The following is a 20,898-nucleotide window of genomic DNA, read 5'->3' on the forward strand; positions in this document are numbered from 1 at the left end:
CGGCATCGGATGCGCGGCCCGATCCCTCAGGGGGCTGGGCCAGATCAAGTCGATGCATGTGATTAAAAATTAATCTGAAGATTAGATTTTGGGCGCATGATTTTGCGCAGTTGCACAATCTGCAGCATCTCGCTTCCCCTTGCTGAAACGGGCTGATTAACTCGGCTTATTCGAGGTCCGAACTTAGGCCGAGGGGTGGTTCAGGTGGCTGACTATTTCAACGAGATGTACCATTCCGGCGCGGTGCGCACGCCTTACGCCCGACTTGAAGACTGGATGAAGACAATGCCGGCCGAGTTCCGGCAGATGAAGCAGGCCGAGGCGGAGGCGCTGTTTCGTCGGATCGGCATCACCTTCGCCGTCTATGGCGAAGGCGGCGACCCAGACCGGCTTATCCCGTTCGATATGTTCCCCCGCGTCTTTACCGGGGCGGAATGGGCGCGGCTTGAACGCGGCATCAAGCAGCGCGCACGGGCGCTGAACGCGTTTCTGGTCGATGTCTATGGCCGGGGAGAGATCGTGAAGGCCGGGCGAATCCCCGCCAATCTGGTCTATCAGAACGAGGCCTATGAAAAGGCTGTGGTGGGCTTTGTGCCGCCCAAAGGGGTTTATTCGCATATCGTGGGAATTGACCTGGTCCGCACGGGGCCTGACGACTTTTTCGTGCTGGAGGACAACTGCCGCACGCCCTCGGGCGTCAGTTATATGCTGGAAAACCGCGAAATCATGATGCGGATGTTTCCAGAACTGTTCCGGGCGAACCGGATCCAGCCGGTAGACAGCTATTCCGACCGCCTTCGGCGGACGCTGGCCAGCGTGGCGCCCGCGAAATGCAAGGGCGATCCCTGCATCGTCATCCTGACGCCCGGCCATTTCAACAGCGCCTACTATGAGCACAGCTTCCTTGCGGACCTCATGGGCGTAGAACTGGTCGAGGGGCAGGACCTGTTTGTCGAAGGCGAATACGTCTGGATGCGCACGACCGAGGGCCCGAAGCGTGTCGATGTGATCTATCGGCGCATCGACGATGCCTTCATCGATCCGCTCTGCTTCCGCCCGGACAGCATGCTGGGGGTTCCGGGGCTTATGGATGTCTACCGCTCCGGGGGCGTGTCGATCTGTTCGGCGCCCGGCGCAGGCGTTGCCGACGACAAGGCCGTCTATACCTATGTGCCCGAGATGGTGCGCTTTTATCTGGGCGAAGAGCCAATCCTGCAAAACGTGCCGACCTGGCAATGCGCCAAGGCGGACGATCTGAAGTATGTGCTGGAGCGCCTGCCCGAACTGGTGGTGAAAGAGGTGCATGGCTCGGGTGGCTACGGCATGCTCGTCGGTCCCAAATCCACGCGCGAGCAGATCGAGGCCTTCCGCGCCAAGATCGAGAAAGACCCCGACAACTACATCGCCCAGCCGACACTGGCGCTTTCGACCACGCCGACCTTCGTGGCCGAAGGCATCGCGCCACGCCATGTTGACCTGCGCCCCTATTGCCTTGTCGGCGAACAGATCGACCTTGTACCCGGTGGGCTGACCCGCGTGGCGCTGACCGAGGGCAGCCTTGTGGTGAACTCGTCGCAGGGCGGGGGCGTCAAGGATACCTGGGTGCTGGCGGAGTAAGAGCATGCTGAGCAGAACCGCAGACAACCTCTACTGGATCGCCCGCTACATGGAGCGGGCCGACATCGCCGCCCGCTTGCTTGAAGTGGGCTCGCGCATCACGCTGTTGCCCTCGGCCCACGGCTATCGCAGTGAATGGGACAGCCTTCTGCAGTCTTCGGGCACGGCCGATGGCTTCGCGCGCAAGTATGGCAACCCGGTGCAGCGCAATCTGGAAAGCTGGCTCTTCTTTGATCGCGACAACCCCTCCAGCGTGGCGAGCTGCATCACCGCCGCGCGCGAGAACGGGCGCATCGTCCGCACGGCGCTGACAAGCCAGGTCTGGGATGCGCTGAACACCGCGTTTCAGGAATTGCGCCAGCTGGAGCGGACGCCGAGATCCGAACTGGAGCTGTCGCGCCTGACGGATTGGGTCATGCGTCACACGGCGATGGTGCGGGGTGCGATCGATGCCACGCTTCTGCGCAACGACGGCTACAATTTCCTGAACATCGGCTACTATCTTGAGCGTGGCGACAACACCGCACGTCTGCTGGACGTGAAGTACTATGTGCTGCTGCCAAGCCTCGAATTCGTGGGCTCTGGTCTCGACAATTATCAGTGGACGACGCTTTTGCGGGCCATGGGGGCGCAGCGGGCCTTCCATTGGGCCTATGGGGGCGATGTGACCGCGGCCAAGATCGCGCACTTCCTGATCCTCAATCCGCAGAACCCTCGCGCGCTGATCACCTGTGTGGCGGGGATGACGAACCATCTGGGGCGTCTGGCAAAGGCCTATGGGCGCACCACCACCGCGCAGTCCAAGGCGGCGATCATGCTGTCCGAGCTTGAAACGACCAGCACCGATGCGATCTTTGACGAGGGTTTGCACGAATTCCTGACGCGGTTCATTGGCGAATCGATCGAACTCGGTACCCTGATGCATGAATGCTACCTGAGCGGGGATGTTCGCTGATGCGCCTGATCGTCGATCACGTGACCCGATACAGCTATGACCAGCCCGTGCGGGGCGTTGTGCAGAGCCATCGGTTGACCCCCACGGTGTTTGAGGGGCAGACCGTCGTCGACTGGCAGGTGACCGTCACCGATGGCTGTCCCGGCGGTGTATTCCGCGACGGGGCGGGGGATCGCGTTCAGGCCTGGTCTGTTGCAGGCCCGGTCAGCGAGATCGTGGTCCACGTCAAGGGCGTGGTCGAGACGCGCGATCTGACCGGCGTTCTGCGTGGCCACCGAGAGATTGTGCGCCCCGAGGTCTATCTGAGGGAGACCACCCCCACCTGGGCAGATGCTGCCCTGATCGAGTTGTCGTCTGCTGCCGACGACGCCTCGGGTCCGCTCGACGCCGCGCATCGTCTGTCTGGCGCGGTGGCTGATGCCATCGCCTATGCTCCCGGCACGACAGAGGCCCACACCACCGCGGCCGAGGCGCTGGCACAGGGGAAAGGGGTCTGTCAGGACCATGCCCATGCTCTGATCGCGATGGCGCGGCATCGCGGAATTCCGGCGCGCTATGTCTCGGGCTATCTCTTTGCTGATGCAGAGGGCCAGCCGCATGAGGCGGCCCATGCCTGGGCTGAGCTGTGGATCGTTGGTCTGGGCTGGGTGGGATTTGATCCCGCGAATCGCTGCTGCCCGGATGAACGCTACATCCGGCTGGGTTCGGGTCTCGATGCGCTGGACGCGGCACCGATCCGGGGGATTGCCCGCGGACCTGGTAGCGAGACGATGAATGTCCGGGTCGTGGTGGCGCCAGAGGCCACGCAGGGACAGACACAGCAATAAACCTTGTGGCAGTGCTGTTGCGGATGTCGCAGTGCAGCAATACTGTTTGATCCGCATCATCGCTACGGAAACGAACATGACCTATTGCGTGGGCCTTCTGTTGAACGAAGGCATGGTTCTCTTGTCTGACACCCGCACCAACGCGGGGCTCGACAACATTTCGACCTATCGCAAGATGTTCTGCTTCGAAGATCCGGGCGAGCGGGTGGTGGCAATCCTTACCGCCGGAAGCCTGAGCGTGACCCAAACCACGATAGCGCGCCTGCGCGAGGCGATCGAGGACGAGGAGTCGGACGGCGAGACCTCGATCATGAAGGCGCCCACCATGCTGAAGGTGGCCGAGATCGTCGGCAACATGCTGGCCGAAGTTCGTGTCGAGATCGGTGAAAAGCTGAGCGTGATGAAGCAAAGCGCCTCGGCCAGCATGATCGTGGCCGGGCAGCGCCGGGGCGGGGCGATGCGGGTTTTCCTGATCTACCCCGAGGGCAACTTCATCGAGGCGACCGAAGACACCCCGTTCCTGCAAATCGGCGAGCACAAATACGGCAAGCCCATACTTGACCGCGTGGTGCGGCCCGAGACCTCTTTGGCAGATGCGCAGAAGGCGGTGCTACTGAGCATGGATTCGACCCTGCGTTCGAACCTCTCGGTCGGTATGCCGCTCGATCTGGTGGTAATCGAAAAGGACGCCTGCAAGGTCACGCTGCGCCGGCGGATCGAGGCGGGCGACCCGCAGTTCCGCGCGATGAGCGAGGCATGGTCGGCGGCACTTCGTGACGGCTTTGGCCAGATCGTGATCTGACGGCGTTCAGGCAGCGCGCATCTCTGCCGTCTGGCGGAAGTGCTCGATCACGGCGCTGTGGAACCGCTCGCGATGCAGCGGCACCTCCATCATCACCTCATGCTCGCAGCGCGGGTAGATATCGAGCTGCCCGCCGGTCCACTGCGCCATCCGTTTGCGCACGGCACGCGGGCAGATAATGCGTTCGGATGATCCGATCACGGTCAACGCCGCCAGCGTCGGGCTGGGCATCCGGGCTAGGGCATGCATCTCGTTGAACGCGGCATGCAGCCAGGTGAGCGACGGACCGCCAAGCGCCAGATCGGGGTGTTGCGTCAGGTGCTGGCGCATCCAGTGCCACATCTCGGGGTCGCGCGTCAGCATGTTCCAGCGAAAGCCCGCATGCAGGACATAGCTTGCGCGCGAGGTGGTCGGCGTCAGCCGGAACCCTTGTCCGGACCGATGCATCAGGCTTGCAAGGTTGACGGCAACAGGTTCCACAGTGGGAAAAAGCTTGATGCCCCACATCGGCGCGGAAAACACTGCCGATCGCACGGCAAGCCCGCCCATCAGCGATCTGAGCGCGATGCACCCGCCCATCGAATGGCTGAGAATCTGGAAGGGCTCGGGCAGGCCAAGGGCTGCCACAAACTGCATCAGAGCCGCGACATCGGCCTGATATTCCTGAAAATCATCGACATGGCCCAGCATCGGGTCTGGATGGCGGCGCGACGCCAACCCCTGACCACGCCAGTCGATCGTGACCACATGCCACCCCGCCGAGGTCAGCGCGGCGGCGGCGGGGCCGTATTTCTCGGCATATTCCGACCGGCCGGGAAACAGCAGAACCGTACCCAACACCCGGTCAGCGACCGTCGGCCAATGCGCCAGCCGAAGCCGCGTGCCGTCAGGCGTTGTCCACCAGACGGCATGACCCCCGTCGGGGCCACGCGCGGCATCGGTATAGAAGGGCGCAGCCTGCATCAGCCGAGGGCAGCCCCCAGTTGCATTGCCAGACCCATATTGCCGTCAACCGACAGCTTGCCGGTCATGAAGGCCATCGTCGGGTTCATCTCGCCCTGCAGGATCGCCTGAAACACTTCGGCCGAGGCCGTCAGCGTCACATCGGCCTCTTCATCGGCGGCGCGCACGCCCGATTGGTCGACAATGATCGTGCCTTCGCCCGGAATGACGAACTTGGCCGGGGCGTCAAAGGTCGGAAGCTTGGCCGACAGCGCCTCGACCGCTGCATTGATGACGTCGCTCATGATATTCTCCTGCTTGTCGTTTGCTGTCCGGATTGTGACCAGAGGGTTATGGCAATTTTGCGACTCTGGGATACACTTCGATACATGAAGCCCGCACAGTTGATACGCAAGTTTGTCGTCGCGGCATTTCTGGCCGCAGCCCTCCCGGCACCAGGTGTCTGGGCGGGACCCGCCGAGGATTCGGCCGAGCTTGACCGGCTGTTTGGCGCGTTGAAGGGCGCGGACGAGGCGGCATCTGGCCGCATCGAATCCGAGATCTGGCGGCTGTGGTCCCGGTCCGGCTCGGCCGCCATGGACCTGTTGCTGGAGCGTGGCCGCAAGGCGATGGGGCAGGGCGACTATGAGGCGGCGATCGAACACTTCACCGCGCTGACCGACCACGCCCCGGACTTTGCCGAAGGCTGGAATGCAAGGGCTATCGCCTTTTACCATATGGGGCGCTACGGGCAGTCGGTGGCGGACATCCAGCACACGCTTGCACTCAACCCCCGGCACTTTGGCGCGCTTGCCGGGTTCGGGGCGATTCTCGAGGCGATTGACCAGCCTGAGCCCGCGCTCGAGGTCTATCGGGCGGCCCTTGCTATACATCCCCATCTGAAGGGGATAGACGAGGCTGTGAAACGCCTGGAAACCAAGATCGCCGGGCAGGATATCTGAATCGGCAGACCCATGGCTTTCAACTCACGCGTGACGGCGGTGCTCGGTCCGACGAACACCGGCAAGACGCATTATGCCATCGAACGGATGCTCGGCCATCGGACCGGGGTGATCGGCCTGCCGCTGCGTCTTCTGGCGCGCGAGGTCTATGACCGCATCGTCAAGGCGCGTGGTCCTTCGGTTGTAGCGCTTGTCACGGGTGAAGAGCGTATCGTGCCCGAACGCACCCAGTACTGGGTCTGCACGGTCGAGGCGATGCCCACCGATATCGGCGCTGATTTCCTCGCGATCGATGAGATCCAGCTTTGTGGCGATCCGGACCGGGGGCATGTTTTCACCGACCGCCTGCTGCATGCGCGGGGTCTGGTCGAGACGATGTTTCTCGGGTCCGATTCGATGCGCCCGGCCATCGCCGCACTGGTGCCTGGCACGCAGTTTGTGCGCCGCGACCGATTCTCGACCCTGTCCTATACGGGGTCGAAAAAGATCAGTCGGATGCCCGCACGCTCGGCAATCGTCGGGTTCTCGGTCGATGACGTCTATGCCATCGCCGAGTTGATCCGCCGCCAGAAGGGGGGCTGCGCGGTGGTCATGGGGGCGCTGTCGCCACGAACCCGCAATGCGCAGGTCGCCCTCTATCAGAATGGCGAGGTGGATTATCTGGTGGCCACCGATGCTATCGGGATGGGGTTGAACCTCGACATCAAGCACGTTGCCTTCTCCAGCACCCACAAGTTTGACGGACGCCGGATGCGACCCCTGTTCCCGCATGAGATGGGCCAGATCGCCGGGCGCGCGGGCCGACACCTTGAGCCGGGCTCGTTTGGTGTGACGGGCGAGGCGCGCCCGCTGGACGAGGATCTGGTCGAGGCGATCGAGGAGCACCGCTTTGCCCCGGTGCGAAAGCTCATGTGGCGTAACGACGCACTCGACTTCGGCAGCGTCGAGCGGCTGATCGCCTCGCTTGAGGCGCCGACGACGAATGAATGGCTGATGCGCACGCGCGAGGCTGACGATCTTCTGTCGCTGAAAGCACTATGGCAGCTTCCCGACATGGCAAACCGCCTGCGCGGTCCCCAAGCGGTGCGGCTTTTGTGGGATGTCTGCCGGATTCCCGATTTCCGTTCCTCGATTGGCGCGGAACATGTGCATCTTCTGCACCGCTTGTTCGATTTCCTGCAAAGCGGCCATATTCCTGCCGACTGGATGGCGAAAGCTGTTGCGCGGATTGATCGCTCTGACGGAGATATTGACGCGATATCGAAACGTCTGGCCTATATCCGCACTTGGACTTACGTTGCGCAGCGCAAAGGCTGGGTCGAGGATGAATCCCATTGGCGCGAGGAAACGCGCGCTGTAGAAGACCGCCTGTCGGATGCGCTGCACGCGCGGCTGACGCAGAGATTTGTCGATCGGCGCACGTCTGTGCTGATGCGCCGGTTGAAACAGAAGGAGAGCCTTGTGGCTGAGGTGAACGACAAGGGTGAGGTGATGGTCGAAGGCGAATTCGTCGGCCGTCTCGAAGGGTTCCGGTTCCGTCAGGATGCCTCGGCAACGGGCGAGGAGGCGCGTGTCGTGCGGCAGGCGGCCGTTCAGGCGCTGCGCCCCGAGTTCCACCTGCGGGCGGACAAGTTCTACAACTCGCCCGATACCGAAATGGACTTCACCGAACAGGGCGGCCTGATGTGGGGCGGCTCGGCGGTGGGCAAGCTGGTGGCGGGGGCTGAACCTCTGAAGCCGCAGGTCGAGGCCTTCGTCGACGAAGAAGCAGGGACCGAGGTCGCCGACAAGGTGCGCCGTCGTCTGCAGCACTTCATTGACCGCAAGATCGCCGCGCATTTCGAACCGCTTTTGGCCCTTGGCCGCGACGAGGCGCTGCAGGGTCTGGCCCGCGGCTTTGCATTCCGTCTGGTCGAAGGGCTGGGCATCGTCACCCGCGAAAGCGTGGCCGAGGATGTGAAGGCGCTGGATCAGGAGGCGCGTTCGTCCCTGCGCAAGCATGGGGTGCGTTTCGGCCAGTACACGATCTTCATGCCGATCCTGCTGAAGCCCGCGCCCACCCGGCTGCGGCTGGTGCTTTGGTCGCTGGCCAACGGTCTGCAAGAGTTCCCCGAAAGCCCGCCGCCCGGCCTCGTGACGATCCCGAACATCGTCGAAGTGCCGAAAGAGCATTACACGCTGGCGGGCTACCGCCCCGCCGGTACGCGGGCGATCCGCATCGACATGCTGGAGCGTCTGGCAGATCTTTTGCGCGCCAAGGACAGCCGTGCAGGCTTTGAGGCGACGCCGGATATGCTCTCGATCACCGGCATGACGCTGGAGCAGTTCGCCGATCTGATGGGCGGTTTGGGCTACAAGGGCGAAAAGGCTGAGCGCGCGAAGGTGCGCCGGGCCGAGGCGCCGGTGGCCGACACGACAAGCACTGCCCCGATCCCCGAAGAAGTTTCGGTTCTGGCCCCGGTCGAAGAACCCGTGGCCGAGGCGTCGACTGCGGAAGGCGCCGATGCGACCGAGGCGGCCGCGCCCGAAATGGAGGTGTTCTATACCTTCACCTGGGCGCCGCGCCCGCGCCATGATGCCAACCGTGGCCCCCGCCGTGAGGGTGGCAACCGCGAGGGCGGTCGTGGCCCGCGCCGCGAAGGTGCCGAGGGTGAGGCAAAGGCCGAGCGCCCGAATCGCGGTCCGCGCGAGGGTGGCAAGCCGCGTGAGGATCGTCCCCGCACTGATGGCAAGCCGGGCGGCAAGCCCGAGGGGCGCCGCGACGATCAGCGCAAGGGCGGCAAGTTCGACCGTCGGGATGACCGCAAGGACGGCCACAAGCCCAAGAACTTTGAGGCGCGCCCGCCCAAGGCCGAAAAGCCCATCGACCCTGACAACCCGTTTGCGGCGTTGCTGGCACTGAAGGGCAAGGTCTGATTGGCGAAGTATCGTTCTGATGGTCAGGCCCGGCAGGCACCTGTTGCCCGCGCCACCATCCGGCTGGACAAATGGTTGTGGCAGGCGCGATTCTTCCGGTCGCGCCCGCAGGCCTGCGAGATGATCGCCGAGGGGCATCTGCGCCTGAATGGCAATCGCTGCCTGAAGCCCGGCCATCAGGTGGGCGAGGGGGATACGCTGACATTTCCGCAGGGTGGCCGAATCCGGTTGATCCGCGTCTTGGCCCCAGGTCAGCGCCGTGGCCCGGCCTACGAAGCCTCCGGGCTTTATTTCGATCTCGACCCACAATCGAATCCGGCAGATGCAGAAAACGAAGAAAACCGGCCCACATCGGACCAAGATGGCTGGAACGATGTTTCTGAATCGACTGCCGATGGAAGATACGGCAATTTGCGTTAGGTTTTCTGTGCTTGAATGCGCCGGAACCATGCACTAGCTAAGCGCCAGATCAAGAAAGACCGGGACCCTTCCCATGACCTATGTGGTGACCGACAACTGCATCGCCTGCAAATACACCGACTGCGTCGAGGTATGTCCGGTGGATTGCTTCTATGAGGGTGAGAACACTCTGGTCATCCATCCGGATGAATGCATCGACTGCGGCGTGTGCGAACCGGAATGCCCGGCTGATGCGATCCGCCCCGATACTGAGCCCGATATGGACAAGTGGGTCGAGTTCAATCGGAAGTATGCCGAACTGTGGCCGGTGATTACCCAGAAGCAGGATCCACTTCCGGGCTATCAGGAACGCGACGGCGAGAAAGACAAGCTTGAGAAATACTTCTCGCCCAATCCTGGGCAGGGAAGCTGATCGGGCCCGCCTTGCGCGTGCCCATGCACAGGGTGCAACCCGGTCATGGTGCGGGTCTGCGTTGCTGTGGTTGGAATCAGGGTGATTCTGTGTTATGAAGGCGTCATAAACACAGCATGAATGCCTGAATGCCGCCTCAGGACTGCTCGCCTGAGACGGTTTTTAATGTGAGTCTCGGCCCCTTGAACCCGGTGCAAACGTGCCGGACTGGGGCTTTGTCGTCGCAATAGCACAGGCCGTCTTGCGCATGAGGAAGCCGCTGGAATGACCAAGACCAAGAAGCCCGAGTTCCGCCCTGACGAATTCGTCGTTTATCCGGCCCATGGCGTGGGCAAGATCGTCTCGATCGAAGAACAGGAAATCGCCGGATTCAAGCTGGAACTGTTCGTCATCCATTTCGAGAAAGACAAGATGACGCTGCGTGTGCCGACGCACAAGGCGACCGAAGTCGGCATGCGTCAGCTGTCGACACCCGATATCGTGAACAAGGCGCTGGACACCCTGAAGGGTAAGGCCCGGGTCAAGCGCGCCATGTGGTCGCGCCGCGCGCAAGAATATGAGCAGAAGATCAACTCGGGCGACCTTCTGTCGATCGCCGAAGTGGTGCGCGACTTGCACCGCACGGATGATCAGCGTGAACAGTCCTACTCCGAGCGTCAGCTGTATGAAGCGGCACTTGAGCGGCTGACCCGTGAGGTTGCTGCCGTGTCGGGTGCAGATGAGGCACAGGCGCAAAAGACCGTAGATTCGGTGCTGACCTCGCGCGCGGCCTGATCTGCCATCCGATCATGAACAAAAGCCGCCCATTTGGGCGGCTTTTTCCATTACACGCGCCCCGTCAGAGGATTGCCGCAGCCGCCCCAAGCGCGGCAAGCTCGGAAAGCTGCTGACTGGCGCCCAGAATGTCACCGGTTTGCCCGCCGATCTTGACCATGGCTACGCGCCAAAGCGCCAGCGCGGCGAGGCCGGCCGAGGCAGTCATGGCGATCGCATCAAATCCCGAACAGAGCAGCGCCAACAGCAGCGCGACCAGCACCGCCTGACCCGCCGCCGGGGGCGCGGGTTGTCCAACGCTCTGGCTTAGCCCCGCGCCCCGTGCGTTGGGCATCAGCGACAACATCGCGGCCATCGGCGCCCGGCTGATCGTGGCCGCCGCAACAAGCGCCATCCAGTGCCCGCCCGCGATCAATGCAGTGACGGCACTCCACCTGCCGAGCGTGACGAGGATCAGCGCCATGACGCCGTAGCTGCCGATATGGCTGTCCTTCATGATCTCCAGCCGTCGCGCCTTGTCCCATCCGCCCCAAAGCCCGTCAGCGGTGTCGGCAAGCCCATCCTCGTGCATCGCGCCGGTGACAAGAGCATGCGCCGCCAGCAGCGCCGCCGCGGCAAAACCCGCGGGCGTACCAAGGGCAAAGGCCAGCCATCCCGCAAGAGCCGATAGCGCACCCAGAATCAGGCCCACCAACGGCCAGGCCCAGACGGCGGGGGGCGTGGGAAAGTCCTTGGGCGCAGGCAGCGGAAGACGCGAGAGCAGCGCAAGCCCCGCGCGCAGGTCGCGCAAGGCCGTCCCGCCTTGCACCGCCCGGCAAAGGCGCGACAGGCTGTCGCTCAGGTCGGTCTTGTGCATCTGAATGCCCTTTCCGGGATGGTCTTCACGCCGCAACCTCGGTAGCGAAGACGAGACAGCCGTTCAATCAAGGACCGCCCATGCCCGCGCCGTTTGCGACCCTTTCCGATTTCCGTGCCCTGCTGCAAGCCCTGCCGTCGGCCGATCCCGCCGCGACCGCGGCTGCCGAAGAGCGCAACAGCCAGCTGACCAAGCCGCCGGGTGCGTTGGGCCGTCTGGAAGATATGGCAATCTGGTACGCAGGATGGCGTGGTGTCGCGCGCCCGGCATTGGAACGCCCGCAGGTTATCGTCTTTGCAGGCAATCACGGCGTTGCCGCGCGCGGCGTCTCGGCCTTTCCGGCCGAGGTGACTGTGCAGATGGTGGCGAACTTCCGGGCGGGCGGGGCTGCGATCAACCAGCTGGCGCGCGCGGCTGGTGCGACGCTTTCGGTGCATGAGCTGGACCTTGACCGCCCGACCGCCGATTTCACCCAAGGCCCCGCCATGACCGAGGCCGAGGTGGTTGCGGCACTGTCCGTCGGGTGGCACGCCGTCGATCCATCATCCGACTTGCTGGTCGTGGGCGAGATGGGGATCGGCAATACCACGCCCGCCGCGGCGATTGCCTGCGCGCTGTTCGGCGGGCAACCCGGCGAATGGACGGGCAGGGGCACCGGTGTCGATGACAGGGGCCTGTCGATCAAGACGCAGGTTGTGGCCGAAGGACTGGCCGCCAACCCCGATCGCGACCCGCTGGAGGTGCTGCGCTGTCTGGGCGGGCGCGAAATTGCCGCGATGGCGGGCGCGATCGCCGCCGCCCATGCCGCGCGGATCCCGGTCATCCTCGACGGGTTCATCTGCACGGCGGCGGCAGCGACATTGGCCATGGCGGCCGAAGGGGCGCTCGATCACTGTATCGCAGGCCATGCCAGCGCCGAGGCCTCGCACCGCGCGCTTCTGTCGAAGCTTGGCAAGCAGCCGATGCTGGAGCTGGGCCTGCGGCTTGGCGAAGGCTCAGGCGCGGCATTGGCGATCAATGTGCTGAAGGCGGCGATTGCTTGCCATTCGGGCATGGCCACCTTCGCCGAAGCTGGGGTTTCCGGGGCCTGACCTACTGGGCGGCCTTTGATGCTGCCCCTTCGTCGGGGTCATCCAGCATGGCGGTGCGCAGGTCATCGTCCAACTGGCGCGCGCGTGCCACATAGGCATCATTCAGGTGGACAGGCTTGCCGGGCTCCCAAAGTTCGGCAAGCTCACGCATGGCGGCGCGGTCCACGCGGAAGTAGGTCTGGCTCAGCTTGGCGGCTTCGTAATCCGTAAGCCCCATGTTCTCCAGCACATAGCGCCCTGCGCGAACCGAGCTGTCGAAGGTTTCGCGCACGATGTCATCGGCCCCGGCGCGGTACAGCTCGAACACATGCACGCGGTCATAGGCACGGGCAACGATGTGAATATCAGGGCGCACCTTGCGAGCGAATTGAACGATCTTGGTGATGTTGTCTGGTGAGTCTACCGCTACGACCAGCACTTGCGCCTCCATCAACCCTGCGCCCAGCAAAAGGTCGTGGCGTGAGGGATCGCCAAAGAAGCTGCGGATGCCAAAGCGCGCCATGCGGGCAATTGCGGTGGGGTCAGAATCCAGCACGACGGTCTGCATCCCCGCCGATCGCACCATGCGGTTCACCACCTGACCGAAACGCCCGATGCCTGCGATGATGACGGCGCCACGCTCGTCGATCTCGTCCGGTGGCGCCTCGGTCTGGCGTTTCGCCTGCCAGCGGGCAAGACGCTCTTGCGCCACGAACAGCAGTGGCGTCAGCAGCATGGACATGCTGATGACCAGCAGCGCGCGCTGTGCCTGATCCTGCGGCAGGATCGCCTGTGTCACCGAGAAGCTGACAATCAGGAAGCCGAACTCGCCCCCCTGGGCCAGTGAAAAGGCAAAAAGCGACCGGTCACGCCCCCGCAAGCCAAAGACAGTGGCCAACCCCACAAGGATTGCAGCCTTGGCCATCATCAAGGTGATCGTCAGGGCAAAGAGACGAAGCGGTTGCTCGGCGAATTCCAGCAGGTTGATGCTGGCGCCAACCGTCATGAAAAAGAGGCCCATGAGGATGCCCTTGAAGGGCTTCAATTCGACCTCGATCTGATGGCGGAATTCCGAGTTTGCCAGAACCACCCCGCCAATAAAGGTGCCAAGTGCGGGCGACAGGCCCACGAGCATCATCAGGAAAGCGATGCCGATTACGATCAGAAGCGAGATGAATGTGCTCATCTCGGGCAGGCGGGCGGCGTGGACAAAGCGGAACACCGGGCCGGACAGAAAGTGCCCGGCAAGGATGATCGCCGCCACGATTCCCAGGGTAATCCCGGTCACTGCCCAGCCGGGCAGGGATTCAACCAGCGTGAGCAACGGCTCGGCCGCACCGACATCGGTATGGGCATCCGCGACCTTGCGCGTCGCCAGCAGCGGGATCAGCGCCAGCATCGGAACGACGGCGATATCTTGCGCCAGAAGAACCGCAAAGCTCGACCGTCCGCCGGGAGTGCGCAGCAGGTTCTTTTCCGACAGGGTTTGCAGGACGATGGCCGTAGACGACAGCGCCAGTGCGCCTCCGAGTGTGACGGCAACCCGCCAATCTTCGCCGATCAGCAGCAGGATCGCGGCGATTGCCGAGGCTGTCAGCAGGACCTGCAGCCCGCCAAGCCCCAACAGCCGGCTCCGCATTTCCCACAATGTGCGCGGGTTCAGCTCAAGCCCGATCAGGAACAGCATGACCACCACGCCGAATTCGGCAAAGTGGCGCAGGTCGTCTGTTTCGGCGCCCGTCAGGCCCAGGGCGGGGCCGAGCAGAAGGCCCGCCATCAGATAGCCCAGCACCGACCCAAGCCCCGCCCGTACCGTCAGCGGAACGATGACGATGGCCGCGCCCAGATACCATGTGGCCTGAAGGAGAAGGCTTTCCATGCAACGACAATTCCAGACTGCGGCAGCCGGCGCAACCGGGCGCTGGTCACACTGCAATTCGGTCTGAAACGTTTCGTGTAAGTCGCCGGGGCTTTAGCCCTTGGGCATGGAAAGGGCGACCATACGGCCACCTTTCTGATAGCGGACCTCGCTATCGGTGATCGCGGCCACCTTGCCGCCATCGAGCGAGTCGCCCACGCGAACTTTCTTGTAGCTGCCCGATCCGGTCCGGATCAGCGCATAGCGGCGCGATGGCGTGCCATAGACGCCGATCAGATTGGTGCGGCCCAGATTGATCGCATTGGCAAAGGTCGCGTTCTTGGCAACTGAAGACGAATTCGATGACCGAAGTGAAACTGTGCCCTGATCAGGTTCATCGTCGGCACCGGGTTCAGCGGTCGTCGGTTGGGCAACGGCCTTTTTCGGCTCGGGCGCCGGCTGCGCTGCGGCAACTTGCGTGGGCTTGGTTGCCGTAACCAAAGCAGCAGCCAGCGCGGTTTGAACCCGGCGATCAAAGTTGCGCGGCTTGTCGGGCGGCATGCGCGAGATGCCGAGACCGCCCGGCACCGGACCAGTCGCCTGAAGCGCTGCCTGCGCGGGCGGGGTCGGAGTGGCAGTTGCCAGGGCCTCGGCAGCGGCGGTTGCCGACAGGGATGCAGCCTCGGCGACCTTGCGCGCCTCTTCGTCGAGCCGCATCTGTTCGGCCATCTTCACGATGCTGGCAGGCCGTGATCTAGGGACGAGGCTGACGACGCGTGTGCCCTCAGTTTCGGCAGGCACGGCAGCATCTTCGGCGGCGGGCGCGAGTCCTTCGGGCCGCGGGCGCGGGCGCAGACCTTGCGTCGCCGGATCGGTGTAGGGCTCGACGCGCACGGCGCCTTCGGCGGCTGCAGCACCGGCTGCGTCTGGCGTCGGGGCCGGGGTCACAGGTGCCGCACGCGCGGCAATGCTTTCCGGGCGGGGCGGGGGCACAAGGGCAGGGCGTCCTGCAACAAGACGAACACCCTCGGGCGTGACAATCCCATCGGGCGTGGGCTTGATCAGCCCGTCAGCATCGAATTCGTACAGTGTGCCAAAGGGGGGCGGCGGCATCGGTGCACCAGGCAGCGCATCGGCGGCGACCTCGGTCGTCTCAAGCGACAACGCGTCGGTCGGCTGCGGCGGGGCATCCTGGGTCGAGACGATGATCTCGTCCTGCGCCTCGGGCGTGGCCAAGGGCGTGCTGGCGGCCGTATCGGCAGCTTCGGGCTGCACGGTGTTGTCCGCAACGTCCAGGGCAGGGGCGGCCTCTGGCGCGGGCAGCTGGCCATCGGCAAGCGCTTCATCCTCCGCCGGGGGGATATCTTCCGCCGAGGCGACTGGTTCGCTGGAATCGAGCGTGGCATCGGCCACTGCGGTGGTGTCGGTCGTGCCGCGTCGCGAGAGCGCGATTGACGACCATGCGGCAACCCCTGCGAGCGCCAGCAGCAAGAGACCCATCAGGATCAGGCCCAGATAGCGCGGGCGGCCACGGCCAGCGGGGCGGGCATGGCGGAACGAGTCCGGCTCGGGCGGCGGCGCGACGAGGGTCTGGGCCACTTCCTGCACGTCAACGCGTGTCGATGTCTTGCTGCTGCGCGACGAGCGACCTGCGCGGGCACCGGGGCCGGTGATGCCGGGGGCCGTGACAGGTCCGGCGGATTTGGCCGTGCGGGGCGGGCGGGCAACCGGGGCCTCTGGCGCCGGGGCGCCTTCGAGCTTGGCGCGACTTGCAGCAAGCGCCTGACGGAATGCGGGGGCGACCGGCGGCGGCACCTCGTCGTCGCTCGCGGCGCCCGGGTCATAGCTTCGCGCCAGCGCGGCCGAGGCAGCAAGGGCGGGAGGCGTCAGCGGCGCGGCGGGCAGGCGCCGTGCGGGGCCGGACCGTTCTGCCGGTCGTTCATCGGCAGTCCGCCGACTGGCGAATGCAGGGCCGGGGGGCGGGGGCGGCACATCCTCGGCAATCGTCGGAGAGATGACGGAGACCGGCTGCGTTTCCGCGACCAGTGGCCGAGGCGTGAGTTCCACCTCCTCATCCGGGATCGGATCGAGTGGCAGAAGGGTCGCCCCTTCCCAAGGTTCTTCCCAAGGCTCGATCTCGGGCTGCGGCACGGGCGCGGGCACAAACTCGGGCTCTGCGGGGATCTCGGGTTCGGGCAGATCGGGTTCAATCTCGGGCAGCGGTTCGGCGGGCGGTTCAACCAGCGGCAGCGGGATCTCTGGCACGACCGGTTCAGGCGCCTCAGGCTCGGGCGCCTCAGGCTCGGGCGTTTCAGGTTCAGGCAATTCGGCGACCGCCGCGTCTGCGGCAACCGGCGCAGCCTCTTCCAGAACAGGGGCCGCCACTGCCTCCACCCGTTCTGCCAGGATATCGTCAAGCGTGGCCGGCTCATCTGCCAGTGCGGTCTCTGGATCGGGTGCAGGGGCTTCGGCAACCGTCAGCACCTCGGGCAAGGGTTCGGGTGCTGCTTCGACCGGCGGGGCCACGTGGCGCGGTTCGCGATGCTGCGGATCACGGCTGACGATATTGATCGCCTCGGCATCCCGTTCGACGATCTCGCCTTCCTGCAGCAGGTTAGCGGCATGATCAGTGGGGCCGAACCACGGCTCTCCGTCAAATCGGGCGGGGTCGGGAAGCGCCACGAAGGACGCGGGGTTCAGCCGATATTCCAGCGCAAAAGCCTCGGCCTCGCGCAGCGTCTCACGGGCGACCACGGCGACCTGGACCATGGGACCATCCCCGGACCAGTCGAACACCAGATCGTCGATCTCATAGGGGGTTCGGCCTTCCAGCGCCGCGCGGATCTGCATATCGCGATGGCTGTCGGTCGGGCCGGGCGCGCTGAGCTGAAGATAGAGGATCTGATCCTCAGGTATGACCAGCTTTGTGGCCACCCCATGCGGCGCCAGACCAAGCGCCGAACGGCGCAGATAGCCAAGGGCGTCCGCCAGATCAGGCGCGTCAATCGGGGTTGAACCGATCTCTAGCCAGCCACGGGCCGTCCGATGCAGCAGGCTGATGCTGTCATTCAGGAATTGGAGCGCGAAATTCGGTTTCATTGCACAGGTCTAGCACGTCTGAAGGTGGGGCGGGGAGTCTATCGGCCCCTGTGCCCGTCGCAGTATAGCAGCTTTCCGCCGAAAGAAAGAAAAACACCCGTGATGCCGCCAAGGAACCGCTTCCATGACACGTCATAAGGGTAGAAGTTCGCAGCAGTTCACGAAAGGAAGTTCAAATGCAGGCACTTGGAAAATCGACAGTGGCAGGAATGCTGAAGGGCGCGGCGGTGGCCTTGGCGCTGTCGATGCCGCTGTCGGCTGCGGTCGCGCAAGAGGGGGCCGTCATGGCAGAGGCGATGGTGATCACTGTCACCGGTGAGGGCCGCGTAGATCAGGCCCCCGACATGGCAACCGTCAGCCTTGGCGTGACCACCGAGGGCGCAACTGCCGCCGAGGCGCTTGGTGCCAATTCGGCCGAGATCGCCAAGGTGCTGGAGCGTCTCGGCTCTGCCGGGATCGAGCAACGCGATGTGCAGACCACGGGCCTGTCGGTCAACCCGAACTGGCAGCACAACAGCTCGGGCGAGGCGCCGAAGATCTCGGGCTTTATCGCCAACAACGGGGTCACCGTGCGGGTGCGTGCCCTGGATGGCCTTGGGTCCGTGCTCGATGCCGCTGTCCAGGATGGCGCCAACCAATTGAACGGGGTGGAATTCGGCCTGCAAGAACCGCGCCCGGCGCAGGATGAGGCCCGTCGTCGTGCGGTTGCCGATGCCCGCGCCCGCGCCGAGCTTCTGGCCGAGGCCGCAGGCGTCAAACTGGGCGCGATCCGCTCGATCAGTGAAACGATGGGCGCTCCGATGCCGATGCCTGCCTTCCGCATGGCGGCCGAGGCCGTAGCCGGGGCCCCCGTGCCGGTTGCAGCGGGTGAAGTCGCGACCACCGCGAATGTGACGATCGTCTGGGAAATCGCGCAGTAAGCGCGAACAGGGGGCGCGATCCGCGCCCCCCATTTTTTGCATTCAGGCGGTGGCCTTGCCCAACGCCTGATCCAGATCGGCGATGATGTCCGCGACGTCCTCGATCCCGATCGACAGGCGCACCACATTCGGCGCCGCCCCCGCGCGGATCTGCGCCGCCTCGTCAAGCTGGCGATGGGTGGTCGAAGCCGGGTGGATGATCAGCGACCGCGTGTCGCCAAGGTTGGCCACATGGCTGAACAGCTTCACATTATCGACCAGCTTGACGCAGGCGTCATAGCCGCCCTTTACCGCAAAGGTGAACAGCGCCCCCGCTCCCTTGGGCGTGATCTGCTTGACGCGCCCATGCCAAGGCGAGGACTTGAGCCCTGCGAAGCTCACGAACTCGACCCGTGGATCGGCCTCAAGCCATTCGGCAACCTTCTGGGCGTTTTCGACATGGCGCTGCATCCGCAGGCCCAACGTCTCGATCCCCATCAAGGTGTAATGCGCGCCCTGCGGGTTCATGGTCATGCCCAGATCGCGAAGACCGACGGCGATCGAGTGGAAGGTGAAGGCCATCCCGCCCAGTGCCGCATGGAAGTTCAAACCGTGGTAGGCCGGCTCGGGGGCGGCGAGCGAGGGGAACTTGCCGCTGGCCGACCAATCAAATTTGCCTGAATCCACCACGACGCCACCCGTGACGGTGCCGTTGCCCGTCAGATATTTGGTGGCGGAATGCACCACCAGCGTCGCGCCATGTTCGATCGGCTTGCACAGCCAAGGCGTCGCGGTCGTGTTGTCCACGATCAGGGGCAGGCCTGCGGCGTCCGCAACCTTGGCGACAGCATCCAGATCGGTGATGACCCCACCCGGATTGGCGATGGTCTCGCAGAACAGCGCGCGGGTGTTTTCGTCGATGGCCGCCTTGATCGCCGTCGGGTCGTCGAAGTCGACGAAGGTGGCCGACCAACCGAACTTGCGGATCGTGTTGGAGAATTGCTGGATCGTGCCGCCATAAAGCCGGGTCGAGGCCACGACATTGCAGCCCGGCTGCATCAGCGGGAACAGCGCCATGATCTGCGCGGCGTGTCCGGACGAGCAGCAGATGGCACCCGCGCCGCCTTCGAGCGCCGCGACGCGGTTGGCAAGCGCCGCGACCGTGGGGTTGGTCAGGCGCGAATAGATGTAACCCACCTCTTGCAGGTTGAAGAGCCGCGCCGCGTGGTCGGCATCCTTGAAGACATAGGCGGTGGTCTGGTAGATCGGCACCTGCCGCGCGCCCGTGGCCGGGTCGGGTGCAGTGCCTGCGTGAATGGCAAGCGTATCAAAGCCCAAGGGTTTGTCGGTCATCCTGTCCTCCCGTAACATGGGCGCAGCTTAGGCTGGCTGTGGCGTCGGGTGAAGCCCCCGATTTCCCCTGCGACCTTTGCGCCCCTATCGATACCAGAATCCGTTTTTCTTCAGTGTTTTCCGGAAGAAACGGTCCTGTCTGGGCAGGTCGGATCGATCAAAGAGCGCGCGCGCCTTTTGCCCCTGCGGCTGATAGATCAGGCGCCGCGCGGGCTCCCATGCCTTGAGGACCTGCTTGATCTCGCGCGGGGCACAGCTTGCTTCCAGTGCGGCGACCGCCTGATCGCTTTCGCGGGCATAGATCATCGACAGGTAGTGATAGTGGCACGTCACGTCGCCATCGAGCCCGTCCAGTTCGGGGCCAGGGCGCCCACCACCAAACGAGCGGATGACAAGGGGCAACGCGATCTGGTCAAGCCACGGGTAAAGCTGCTGGCACTCCAGCTCCCACGGTGGGTCATCGCGGATGGTGCGGGCGTAATCCAGAAAGCGCATGCCAAACGCATGTGCGCTTTCATGGTAGAACCAGCCCGCATTCAGATAGAGATACCGCCTGAAGTACTCATCAGGCTGCGAAAGATCGAGCGAGCTTTCGAAATCCAGCCCGAAGCGATCATAAAGCGACTTCCACGTCGCGCTATAACCCGGACCGTAAAGCTCGATGATCGGCCATGTCGCCTCGCGCCGCATCGAGGCCGAGGGGCGGGCGAAATCAAAGGGCACCGCGCCGATATCGCCCGTGATCAACGTATCGGTATCCAGAAACAGGAATGGCGCATCGGGCAGCGCGGTCAGCGCCTCGATCTTGTTGCCGTGGGGGTAGCTTTCCCCGAAGACCCGGTTTTCAAAGGGCAGGATCTCGGCGCCAAGATCGGCCAGAAGTCCGCGCACCGCAGGGTCGCTGATCCGCGGGTCCGACGACCATCGCGGACCGGGCTGGGGTTCGGCCAGATAAAGCTTGCCTGCAAAGTTCGGCGCGCTGTGGCGCAGGGACGCCGCGAGGATCACGGCCTCGTATTCCAGACGTCCCGCCTGCACGACGGCCATGATGTTGAAGGGTCGTCCTGCGGTGGTCATCTTGTCGTGCATTTCCGTTCCTGCGGAGCGGACTATAGGTGGCGCATCGGGAATGGCAA

Annotated in this window: 18 protein-coding genes; 11 read left to right on the forward strand and 7 right to left on the reverse strand. The window is 64.2% G+C overall.

Features of this window, described 5'->3' with window-relative positions; all coding sequences use genetic code 11:
• Window positions 1–225: 225 nt before the first annotated feature.
• The 4 genes from FQU74_RS10830 (at window position 226) to FQU74_RS10845 (ending at window position 4,201) form a co-directional block, all read left to right on the forward strand.
• A complete protein-coding gene (locus FQU74_RS10830) occupies window positions 226–1,617 on the forward strand; it encodes a circularly permuted type 2 ATP-grasp protein (RefSeq protein WP_170246235.1) in 1,392 nt (463 codons plus the stop codon).
• 4 nt (window positions 1,618–1,621) lie between these two features.
• A complete protein-coding gene (locus FQU74_RS10835) occupies window positions 1,622–2,572 on the forward strand; it encodes an alpha-E domain-containing protein (protein ID WP_146286482.1) in 951 nt (316 codons plus the stop codon).
• Window positions 2,572–3,399, forward strand: coding sequence for a transglutaminase family protein (locus FQU74_RS10840; protein WP_146286483.1), 828 nt, complete (start codon window positions 2,572–2,574; stop codon window positions 3,397–3,399). Before FQU74_RS10835 ends, FQU74_RS10840 begins: the two co-directional genes overlap by 1 nt.
• 76 nt (window positions 3,400–3,475) lie before the next feature.
• Window positions 3,476–4,201, forward strand: coding sequence for a proteasome-type protease (locus FQU74_RS10845; RefSeq protein WP_146286648.1), 726 nt, complete (start codon window positions 3,476–3,478; stop codon window positions 4,199–4,201).
• A gap of 6 nt (window positions 4,202–4,207) precedes the next feature.
• Here FQU74_RS10845 and FQU74_RS10850 read toward each other — a convergent pair whose 3' ends face one another.
• Together FQU74_RS10850 and FQU74_RS10855 are read right to left on the reverse strand one after the other, a co-directional pair.
• The gene (locus tag FQU74_RS10850; RefSeq protein WP_146286484.1) at window positions 4,208–5,164 is read right to left on the reverse strand and encodes an alpha/beta fold hydrolase; all 957 of its coding nucleotides are present in this window, start codon (window positions 5,162–5,164) and stop codon (window positions 4,208–4,210) included.
• Complete coding sequence (locus tag FQU74_RS10855) at window positions 5,164–5,448, reverse strand: SCP2 sterol-binding domain-containing protein (protein ID WP_146286485.1); 285 nt, start codon at window positions 5,446–5,448, stop codon at window positions 5,164–5,166. The genes FQU74_RS10850 and FQU74_RS10855 overlap by 1 nt, the downstream gene beginning before the upstream one ends.
• A gap of 84 nt (window positions 5,449–5,532) precedes the next feature.
• Here FQU74_RS10855 and FQU74_RS10860 point away from each other — a divergent pair, with 84 nt between their 5' ends.
• From FQU74_RS10860 to FQU74_RS10880, 5 genes are all read left to right on the forward strand, one after another.
• Window positions 5,533–6,105: a tetratricopeptide repeat protein gene (locus FQU74_RS10860; RefSeq protein ID WP_229704365.1), complete on the forward strand. Its 573-nt coding sequence runs from the start codon at window positions 5,533–5,535 to the stop codon at window positions 6,103–6,105.
• A 12-nt stretch (window positions 6,106–6,117) separates the two neighbouring features.
• Window positions 6,118–9,021, forward strand: coding sequence for a helicase-related protein (locus FQU74_RS10865; protein WP_146286486.1), 2,904 nt, complete (start codon window positions 6,118–6,120; stop codon window positions 9,019–9,021).
• On the forward strand, window positions 9,022–9,441 hold the full coding sequence (locus FQU74_RS10870; protein ID WP_146286487.1) for an RNA-binding S4 domain-containing protein: 420 nt from the start codon (window positions 9,022–9,024) through the stop codon (window positions 9,439–9,441).
• 73 nt (window positions 9,442–9,514) lie between these two features.
• Window positions 9,515–9,853, forward strand: a complete 339-nt coding sequence (fdxA, locus tag FQU74_RS10875) for a ferredoxin FdxA (RefSeq protein WP_146286488.1) — start codon at window positions 9,515–9,517, stop codon at window positions 9,851–9,853.
• Window positions 9,854–10,117: 264 nt separating this feature from the next.
• Window positions 10,118–10,627, forward strand: a complete 510-nt coding sequence (locus FQU74_RS10880) for a CarD family transcriptional regulator (protein ID WP_146286489.1) — start codon at window positions 10,118–10,120, stop codon at window positions 10,625–10,627.
• Window positions 10,628–10,691: 64 nt separating this feature from the next.
• On the opposite strand, the gene cobS is transcribed toward FQU74_RS10880, so the two are convergent.
• On the reverse strand, window positions 10,692–11,483 hold the full coding sequence (gene cobS / locus FQU74_RS10885; protein ID WP_146286490.1) for an adenosylcobinamide-GDP ribazoletransferase: 792 nt from the start codon (window positions 11,481–11,483) through the stop codon (window positions 10,692–10,694).
• Between the two features lie 80 nt (window positions 11,484–11,563).
• On the opposite strand from cobS, the gene cobT reads away from it, so the two are divergent.
• On the forward strand, window positions 11,564–12,574 hold the full coding sequence (gene cobT, locus FQU74_RS10890; protein WP_146286491.1) for a nicotinate-nucleotide--dimethylbenzimidazole phosphoribosyltransferase: 1,011 nt from the start codon (window positions 11,564–11,566) through the stop codon (window positions 12,572–12,574).
• 1 nt (window position 12,575) lies between these two features.
• Here cobT and FQU74_RS10895 read toward each other — a convergent pair whose 3' ends face one another.
• Window positions 12,576–14,432 carry a cation:proton antiporter domain-containing protein gene (locus tag FQU74_RS10895; protein WP_146286492.1) on the reverse strand — a complete coding sequence of 619 codons (1,857 nt, stop codon included), beginning with the start codon at window positions 14,430–14,432 and terminating at the stop codon, window positions 12,576–12,578.
• A gap of 93 nt (window positions 14,433–14,525) precedes the next feature.
• A complete protein-coding gene (locus FQU74_RS10900; RefSeq protein WP_146286493.1) occupies window positions 14,526–17,510 on the reverse strand; it encodes a hypothetical protein in 2,985 nt (994 codons plus the stop codon).
• Between the two features lie 176 nt (window positions 17,511–17,686).
• Between FQU74_RS10900 and FQU74_RS10905 the strand changes: the two genes are divergently transcribed.
• Window positions 17,687–18,430, forward strand: a complete 744-nt coding sequence (locus FQU74_RS10905) for an SIMPL domain-containing protein (protein ID WP_373289012.1) — start codon at window positions 17,687–17,689, stop codon at window positions 18,428–18,430.
• A 42-nt stretch (window positions 18,431–18,472) separates the two neighbouring features.
• On the opposite strand, the gene FQU74_RS10910 is transcribed toward FQU74_RS10905, so the two are convergent.
• Both FQU74_RS10910 and FQU74_RS10915 read right to left on the reverse strand, forming a co-directional pair.
• Complete coding sequence (locus tag FQU74_RS10910) at window positions 18,473–19,762, reverse strand: O-acetylhomoserine aminocarboxypropyltransferase/cysteine synthase family protein (protein ID WP_146286494.1); 1,290 nt, start codon at window positions 19,760–19,762, stop codon at window positions 18,473–18,475.
• Window positions 19,763–19,846: 84 nt separating this feature from the next.
• Window positions 19,847–20,851 (reverse strand): hypothetical protein, encoded by a 1,005-nt coding sequence (locus FQU74_RS10915; protein WP_146286495.1) that lies wholly within the window; start codon window positions 20,849–20,851, stop codon window positions 19,847–19,849.
• Window positions 20,852–20,898: the final 47 nt, after the last annotated feature.

The sequence above is a fragment of the Gemmobacter aquaticus genome (genome assembly GCF_007859075.1).
GTDB classification, from domain to species: domain Bacteria; phylum Pseudomonadota; class Alphaproteobacteria; order Rhodobacterales; family Rhodobacteraceae; genus Gemmobacter; species Gemmobacter aquaticus.

Bases quoted from the DNA above. Each gene is read 5' to 3' on its own strand.
- FQU74_RS10830 (WP_170246235.1), top strand. From the start codon at position 226: ATGTACCATTCCGGCGCGGTGCGCACGCCTTACGCCCGACTTGAAGAC.
- FQU74_RS10835 (WP_146286482.1), top strand. From the start codon at position 1,622: ATGCTGAGCAGAACCGCAGACAACCTCTACTGGATCGCCCGCTACATG.
- FQU74_RS10840 (WP_146286483.1), top strand. From the start codon at position 2,572: ATGCGCCTGATCGTCGATCACGTGACCCGATACAGCTATGACCAGCCC.
- FQU74_RS10845 (WP_146286648.1), top strand. From the start codon at position 3,476: ATGACCTATTGCGTGGGCCTTCTGTTGAACGAAGGCATGGTTCTCTTG.
- FQU74_RS10850 (WP_146286484.1), bottom strand. From the start codon at position 5,164: ATGCAGGCTGCGCCCTTCTATACCGATGCCGCGCGTGGCCCCGACGGG.
- FQU74_RS10855 (WP_146286485.1), bottom strand. From the start codon at position 5,448: ATGAGCGACGTCATCAATGCAGCGGTCGAGGCGCTGTCGGCCAAGCTT.
- FQU74_RS10860 (WP_229704365.1), top strand. From the start codon at position 5,533: ATGAAGCCCGCACAGTTGATACGCAAGTTTGTCGTCGCGGCATTTCTG.
- FQU74_RS10865 (WP_146286486.1), top strand. From the start codon at position 6,118: ATGGCTTTCAACTCACGCGTGACGGCGGTGCTCGGTCCGACGAACACC.
- fdxA (WP_146286488.1), top strand. From the start codon at position 9,515: ATGACCTATGTGGTGACCGACAACTGCATCGCCTGCAAATACACCGAC.
- FQU74_RS10880 (WP_146286489.1), top strand. From the start codon at position 10,118: ATGACCAAGACCAAGAAGCCCGAGTTCCGCCCTGACGAATTCGTCGTT.
- cobS (WP_146286490.1), bottom strand. From the start codon at position 11,483: ATGCACAAGACCGACCTGAGCGACAGCCTGTCGCGCCTTTGCCGGGCG.
- cobT (WP_146286491.1), top strand. From the start codon at position 11,564: ATGCCCGCGCCGTTTGCGACCCTTTCCGATTTCCGTGCCCTGCTGCAA.
- FQU74_RS10895 (WP_146286492.1), bottom strand. From the start codon at position 14,432: ATGGAAAGCCTTCTCCTTCAGGCCACATGGTATCTGGGCGCGGCCATC.
- FQU74_RS10900 (WP_146286493.1), bottom strand. From the start codon at position 17,510: ATGAAACCGAATTTCGCGCTCCAATTCCTGAATGACAGCATCAGCCTG.
- FQU74_RS10905 (WP_373289012.1), top strand. From the start codon at position 17,687: ATGCAGGCACTTGGAAAATCGACAGTGGCAGGAATGCTGAAGGGCGCG.
- FQU74_RS10910 (WP_146286494.1), bottom strand. From the start codon at position 19,762: ATGACCGACAAACCCTTGGGCTTTGATACGCTTGCCATTCACGCAGGC.
- FQU74_RS10915 (WP_146286495.1), bottom strand. From the start codon at position 20,851: ATGCACGACAAGATGACCACCGCAGGACGACCCTTCAACATCATGGCC.